Source organism: Streptomyces sp. NPDC048196 (genome assembly GCF_040652715.1).
GTDB classification, from domain to species: Bacteria; Actinomycetota; Actinomycetes; order Streptomycetales; family Streptomycetaceae; genus Streptomyces; species Streptomyces siderophoricus.
The window spans coordinates 114,875-121,842 of the sequence record NZ_JBEZMM010000025.1; the positions used below are offsets into that span (position 1 = coordinate 114,875).

A 6,968-nucleotide genomic window follows, 5' to 3' on the forward strand; every position below is an offset into this window, starting at 1 on the left:
GTAATTCGATGGTGCCCGCCGGGCCCACGACTTAGGCTCCGGTGCTTTGCCGTCCGGACCGGAACGGGGCCCGGACGGAAGCGGAATCCGAACGGGTGACGAGACGGGCCGGGTGAGCGAGCGTGTGGTGCGTGGCGGTGGCGGCCGGCAGCTTCCGGCGGTACGCCACCTATCGGGTCGCGACGGCGGCCGGGGTGTTCACCAACACCGTCTTCGGCTTCATCGTGGCGTACACCTTCGTCGCCCTGTGGGCGGAGCGGCCGCATCTGGGCGGCTACGGCCAGGCGCAGGCGCTGACCTTCGTGTGGGTCGCGCAGGCGCTGCTGGCGGCGGCGGCACTGATGGGCGGCGGCGGGCTGGAGGAGCTGCAGGAGCGGATCCGCACCGGCGACGTCGCGGTGGACCTGTACCGGCCGGCGGACCTGCAGCTGTGGTGGCTGGCCGCGGACCTGGGCCGGGCCGGGATGCAGCTGATCGGCCGCGGGGTGGTGCCGATGGCGGTGGGCGCGCTGGTCTTCCCGCTGGCGCTGCCCGGGGACGCGCAGACCTGGGGCTGGTTCCTGCTGTCGGTGCTGCTGGGGATCGTGGTCTCCTTCGGGCTGCGCTATCTGGTGGCGCTGGCGTCGTTCTGGCTGCTGGACGGCTCGGGGCTGTCCCTGATCAGCGGGCTGGCCTGCCTGTTCTTCTCCGGGATGCTGCTGCCGCTGCGGGTCTTCCCCGGCGGTTTCGGGGAGGTGGTCCAACTGCTGCCGTGGGCGGCGATCCTGCAGGTTCCGGCCGATGTGCTGATCGGCGTGCGCACCGGCGGCGCGCTGCTGCGCGGGCTGGTGTTCCAGGCGGCGTGGGGCGCGGCGCTGCTGGCGCTGGGCCGGCTGGTGCAGTCCGCGGCGACCCGCAGGGTGGTGGTGCACGGTGGCTGACCACGACCGGCGGCCCGCGGCCCGGGACGGGTGGCGGACGTCCGCGGCCCAGGGGCTGTACGCGTACGGGCTGATCGTGCGGATGTGGGTGCGCTCGACCCTCGCCTACCGGGCCTCGTTCGTGATGATGGCGGTCGGCAACTTCGCCGCCTGCGCACTGGACTTCGTCGCGATCCTGCTGATGTTCTCGCAGATCGACGCGCTCGGCGGCTTCACACTGCCCGAAGTGGCCTTCCTGTACGGCACGTCCGGGCTGTCGCTGGGCCTCGCCGATCTGCTGCTGGGCAGCATGGACCGGCTGGGCCGGCGGGTCCGCGACGGCACCCTCGACGTCCTGCTGCTGCGCCCCGCCCCGGTGTTCGCCCAGGTCGCCGCCGACCGGTTCGCGCTGCGCCGGCTGGGCCGGATCTCCCAGGCGCTGCTGGTGCTCGGCTGGTCGGTGACCCGGCTGGAGGTGGACTGGACGGTGGGGCGGCTGCTGCTGGTGGTGCTGATGGCCGTCTGCGGTACGGCCATCTTCGGGGCGGTCTTCACCACCGGCGCCGCCTTCCAGTTCTGGGCGCAGGACGCGGCCGAGGTGCAGAACTCCTTCACCTACGGCGGCAACGCCCTGCTGCAGTACCCGCCGACGGTGTTCGCCAAGGATTTGGTGCGCGGCGTCACGTTCGTCGTCCCGCTGGCCTTCGTCAACTGGCTGCCCGCACTGCGCCTGCTGGGCCGCCCCGACCCGCTCGGCCTGCCCGGCTGGGTGGACTTCCTCGGCCCCGCCGTGGCCGCGCTGATGTGCGCGGGCGCGGCGCTGGCCTGGCGGTACGGCCTGCGCGGCTACCGCAGCACCGGAAGCTGACGCGCCGTCAGTCAAAATCCGTACGACGCCCGACCCCCTGAAAGAAAGCCGCAGATGACGGACTTTGACAGCACCGGCCCGGAGCCGCTGATCGACGTCCGCGGCATCGAGAAGGTCTTCTCGGTACGGCGCAAGGCGGGCCGGCTGCGCCGGGTGCGCGAGGAGGTGCGGGCCGTCGACGGCATCACCTTCCAGGTGCCGCGCGGCGAGATGGTCGGCTACATCGGCCCGAACGGCGCGGGCAAGTCCACCACCATCAAGATGCTGACCGGCATCCTGGTGCCCAGCGGCGGCCGGCTGCGGATCGCCGGGATCGACCCCGCGCGCGAACGGACCCGGCTCGCCCGCCGGATCGGCGTGGTCTTCGGCCAGCGCACCACCCTGTGGTGGGACCTGCCGCTCGCGGACTCCTACGAACTGGTGCGCCGCATGTACCGGATCCCCGACGCCGTCTACCGCGCCAACCTGGAGCGCTGCGTCGAACTGCTCGACCTGGCCCCGCTGCTGGCCGTACCCGTGCGGCAGCTCTCCCTCGGGCAGCGGATGCGCGGCGACATCGCGGCGGCCCTGCTGCACGACCCGGAGGTGCTCTACCTCGACGAGCCCACCATCGGGCTCGACGTCGTCAGCAAGGCGAAGGTGCGGGAGTTCGTCCGCGAGGTGAACGCCGAGCGGGGCACCACGGTCCTGCTCACCACCCACGACCTGACCGACATCGAGCAGCTGTGCCGCCGGGTGATGGTCATCGACCACGGCCGGCTGGTCTACGACGGCGCACTGGACGGGCTGCGCGCGGCGGCCGACGGCGAACGCACCCTCGTGGTCGACCTGGAACGCGAACTGCCGCCCATCGAGGGCGTTCCCGGCGCCCGTACGGTCCGGGTGGAGGGCCCCCGGCAGTGGCTGGTGTTCCCGGCGGCACAGAGCGCCGCGCCGCTGGTCACCGCGGTCGCCGAACGCTATCCGCTGGTGGACCTGTCACTGCGCGAGCCGGACGTCGAGTCGCTGATCGCCGAGCTGTACGCCCGCGGCGCGACCCGCGCGGAGCCCGGCCGCACCCCGGACGGCCAGGGCGCCCCGGCGTAGGAAGGAAGGCGGGACCGGAGGCATACGGACCGGCCCGCCGTCCGCCGTTGCCCCATACGCTGTCCGTATGACTGACGACCTCCCGGCGCCGCGGGCCTCCGCCGCCGAGTTGCGTGCCTCCGACGCCGACCGCGACCGGGTCGCCGAGATCCTGCGGGACGCCCTCGCGGAGGGGCGGCTGGAGATGGCGGAGTTCGACGAACGGCTGGAAGCGGCCTATCTGGCCCGTACCTACGGGGAGTTGGCGCCGCTCACCGCCGACCTGCCGGCCGCGCCGGCCCCCGCCCCCGCAGCGCCGGCCCCCGTGTCACTGCACAAGGACCCCGCCGCGGTGGGCTCCTGGGCCGGCCGGATCGTCGGCGACGCCCGCGGCTCGACGACGGGCCTGGCGGTCATGGGCGGCTTCCAGCGCAAGGGCCGCTGGACCATCGGCCGCCGCTTCACCGCGGTCTGCTGCATGGGCGGAGGGGAGATCGACCTGCGCGAGGCCGACTTCGCCGCGTCGGAGGTCGTGATCGACTGCTGGGCCTTCATGGGCGGCGTGAACGTCATCGTCCCCCCGGGCGTCGAGGTCGACGTACGGGGACTGGGCATCATGGGCGGCTTCGACTCCCCCGAGGACGGCGTCCCCGGCGACCCCGGCGCCCCCCGGGTGATCGTCCGGGGCCTGGCACTGATGGGCGGCGTCGGCGTCGAACGCAAACTGCCCGCCTCCGAAAAGCGCCGCCTGAAGGAGGAACGCCGCCGCCTGAAGACCGAGGAACGCGCCCGCCGCAAGGAACTCGGCTGAACGGCGGCGGAAAGCGGCCGGAGGGGTGCTCGGTGGGGAGGTGACCACCCGGGCGGCCGAACGGGGCCGAGGCGGTGGGGCGGGGGTCAGAGCGACGCCGGGGCGGACTGCCGGAGGAGGTCGAGGTCGACCGTGCGGGCCATGGCGCGGTAGCCCTCGTCGCTCGGATGGAGGTGGTCGCCGGAGTCGTAGACGGGGCGCAGGCGGACCGGGGCGGCCGGGTCGCGGAGGGCCTTGTCGAAGTCGACGACCTCGTCGTAGACGGTGCCGGAGCGGATGATGCGGTTGACCCGTTCGCGGACCGAGTTCAGCTGGGCGGAGTAACCGCGGTGTCCGCCGAACGGCGTAAGGGTGGAGCCGGTGACGCGCAGGCCGCGGGCGTGCGCCTCCCGGACGATCTGCCGCATGCCCGCGACGATCTTCTGCGGGTCGAGCTGGCGCGGGGACTTGAACAGGTCGTTCAGGCCGATCTCGACGATCACCGCCTTCACACCGGTGCGGGAGAGCGCGTCGCGGTCGAGGCGGGACAGCACGCTGGGACCGTTGTTGGGCGAGAAGCGGCTGCCGTTGACCAGCAGGCGGTTGCCGCTGATGCCCTGGTTGAGGACGCCGTAGCGGGGCGCACCGGGCTCGTTGCGCAGCCGGGCGGCCAGGAAGTCGGTCCAGCGGTGGTTGGCGCCGGCCGTGGAGGTGATGCCGTCGGTGATCGAGTCGCCGATGGCGACCACCGAGCCCTGCGCCTCGGTGCTCCACACGTCGACCCCGGTCAGATAGCGCCAGTAGGGGCTCTGCTCGGTGTAGGCGGCGCCGGTGCCGTCCTCGGCGCGGTCGCCGCGCGCCAGGTAGGAGGTCTGCCGGGCGTACGGGTGGTAGGTGGCCGGGCCGGACGGGGAGGGGGAGTACGTGGTGACCAGGAGGTCCGCGTCGCCGGGGACCTTCAGCCGGGTCGGGTCGCTGGTGACCGCGCCGCCCGCCGGGATGGTCACCGCGGGCTTGCCTCCGAAGGACAGCCGGCGCATCGTGCCGTCCGCGGCGGTGGGGTCGCTGGGGGCCGCGGCCAGGGCCACCGAGGCGTGGCTGACCACCAGCGGCCGGGTGCCGTAGAGGTTGGAGAGCTGGATGCGGACGCCGGAGCCGCCGACGCTGGTGTGCACCACGTTGCGTATCGACATCCCCGCGTAGCCGTCCAGGGTGCCGGGCTCGGCCGCCGCCGCGGCCGCCGACCAGGTGCCGACCCACTGCCCGGAGACCGCCGGTGCGGCGGGATCGCGCGGCTTGTGCGGGGAGCTGCCCGGACCGCCGTCCCCGCCGCCGAAGCCGGCGAATATCGCGGCCGAGATCAGCACCACCACTGCCGCCAGGGCGGCGAGCAGGGCGTAACCCACACTTTTCTTCATGCGGGAGGGGTCTCCTGGGGAAAGCGGAGCTCCAGGCTCCGGGCGGGCAAGGGCAGCGGGTGGGCAGCGGCACCGTTGGCGTCCGGTCGGTCCCCCATGATCCCACGGACCTCCTGGGAGCCGCCCGGCACCCCGTACGGTGCCGGCCCCGGCGGTTGCCGGGAACTCGTGGTTGGCTCCAGGAGTAGGTCACAGTGGGACATACGGCCGGACCGGTGGCCGGACCCGCGGCGCAGCATAGGCCGTGGGAGTGGTGGGGGGCACGGTGGGAGCGGTGGAGCGGATGGAACGCACGAGAACGGACAGGGCGTCGGCGGGGGACGCATCCCAAGCGCCGGACGCGATGCCGCGCGGCCCGGTGGCGCCGGCCGGCGGCTTCGTCTACGGTGCCGCCGACGAGGAGCGGCGGCACGCCGTACGCCGGATGAAGACGCTGGCCACCGGCCTGCTGCTGACCGTCGCGCTGGTCTACGCCCTGGCGACGTGGGCCGGCCGCGCGGGGGCGGGCGGCTGGACCGGGTTCGTCGCCGCGGCCGCGGAGGCCGGCATGGTCGGTGCGCTGGCCGACTGGTTCGCGGTCACCGCACTGTTCAAGCGGCCCATGGGACTACCGATCCCGCACACCGCCATCATCCCCACGAAAAAGGACCAACTCGGACAGAGCCTGGGGGATTTCGTCGGTGAGAACTTCCTCTCCGCCGAGGTCGTCCGCCGCCGGCTGCGGTCCGTGGGCATCGGCCGCCGCCTCGGCGGCTGGCTCGCCGAGCCCCGCAACGCGGACCGGGTCACCGCCGAACTCTCCACCGCCCTGCGCGGCGCGCTGACCGTACTGCGCGACTCCGACGTGCAGGCGGTGGTCGGCGAGGCGATCACCCGCCGCGCGGACGCCCAGGAGATCGCGCCCGGCCTCGGCACCATGCTGGAGAAGGTCGTCGCCGAGGGCGGCCACCGGAGGGTGGTCGACCTGGTCGTCGCCCGCGCCCACGACTGGCTGGTCGAACACGGCGACTCCGTCATGGCGGCGGTCTCCGGCGGCGCCCCCGGATGGACGCCCCGGTTCGTCGACCGCAAAGTGGGCGACCGGGTCTACAAGGAACTGCTGCGCTTCGTCACCGAGATGCGGGACATGCCCGAGCACCCCGCGCGCGGCGCCATCGACCGCTTCCTGGCGGACTTCGCGGACGACCTGCAGACCGACCCCGACACCAGGACCCGGGTCGAGCACCTGAAGTCCGAGGTCCTCGGCCGCGGCGAGGTCCAGGACCTGATCGCCTCCGCCTGGGGCGCGGTCCGCGCGATGATCGTCGCCGCCGCGGAGGACGAACACAGCGAACTCCGCCTCCGGGTACGGGCCGCCCTGCTGTCCCTGGGCCGCCGGCTGTCCGACGAGGAGCGGCTGCAGAACAAGGTGGACGGCTGGCTGGAGGGCGCGGCGGTCTACATCGTGACGACCTACCAGCACGAGATCACGTCCCTGATCACCGACACGGTGGCCGGCTGGGACGCCACCCACACCTCCCGCAAGATCGAGGCCCACATCGGCCGCGACCTCCAGTTCATCCGCATCAACGGCACGGTGGTGGGAGCGCTGGCGGGGCTGGCCATCTATACGGTTTCGCGGGCGCTTGGCTGACTTCCCACGTACCCGTCTGTTCCGCCGCGGGTGGTCTCGCCGTTGCGCTTTGCGGCGCCCCGCACGTACCCGTCTTTCCCGACGTGGGGGTCGGTCGCCGTTGCGCTTTGCGGCGCCTCCCACGTAGCTGTCTTTCCCGTCGCGGGTGGTCTCGCCGTTGCGCCTGCGGCGGGCTGGGTGGGTGTTGGGTGCGGTGACGGGCCTGCGGGGCCGGTGTTTGGGACTGCTGGCGCTTTACGTCCCAAACACCGGCCCTCCGGCCCGTCCCCTCCCGTTGGGGGAGGGGAAGAAGGTG

The 6,968-nt window shown here is 73.2% G+C and carries 6 protein-coding genes; 5 read left to right on the forward strand and 1 reads right to left on the reverse strand.

The window, feature by feature from the left end:
* Window positions 1–122 precede the first annotated feature (122 nt).
* From AB0E02_RS23590 to AB0E02_RS23605, 4 genes are all read left to right on the forward strand, one after another.
* On the forward strand, window positions 123–920 hold the full coding sequence (locus AB0E02_RS23590; RefSeq protein WP_362142326.1) for an ABC-2 family transporter protein: 798 nt from the start codon (window positions 123–125) through the stop codon (window positions 918–920).
* Window positions 921–1,002: 82 nt separating this feature from the next.
* Complete coding sequence (locus AB0E02_RS23595; RefSeq protein ID WP_362142344.1) at window positions 1,003–1,767, forward strand: ABC transporter permease; 765 nt, start codon at window positions 1,003–1,005, stop codon at window positions 1,765–1,767.
* Window positions 1,768–1,821: 54 nt separating this feature from the next.
* On the forward strand, window positions 1,822–2,853 hold the full coding sequence (locus tag AB0E02_RS23600) for an ATP-binding cassette domain-containing protein (protein WP_362142328.1): 1,032 nt from the start codon (window positions 1,822–1,824) through the stop codon (window positions 2,851–2,853).
* 67 nt (window positions 2,854–2,920) lie between these two features.
* Complete coding sequence (locus tag AB0E02_RS23605) at window positions 2,921–3,643, forward strand: DUF1707 domain-containing protein (protein WP_362142330.1); 723 nt, start codon at window positions 2,921–2,923, stop codon at window positions 3,641–3,643.
* Window positions 3,644–3,729: 86 nt separating this feature from the next.
* On the opposite strand, the gene AB0E02_RS23610 is transcribed toward AB0E02_RS23605, so the two are convergent.
* A complete protein-coding gene (locus AB0E02_RS23610) occupies window positions 3,730–5,040 on the reverse strand; it encodes an SGNH/GDSL hydrolase family protein (RefSeq protein WP_362142332.1) in 1,311 nt (436 codons plus the stop codon).
* A 343-nt stretch (window positions 5,041–5,383) separates the two neighbouring features.
* Between AB0E02_RS23610 and AB0E02_RS23615 the strand changes: the two genes are divergently transcribed.
* Window positions 5,384–6,673: a DUF445 domain-containing protein gene (locus AB0E02_RS23615; protein WP_362142346.1), complete on the forward strand. Its 1,290-nt coding sequence runs from the start codon at window positions 5,384–5,386 to the stop codon at window positions 6,671–6,673.
* Window positions 6,674–6,968: the final 295 nt, after the last annotated feature.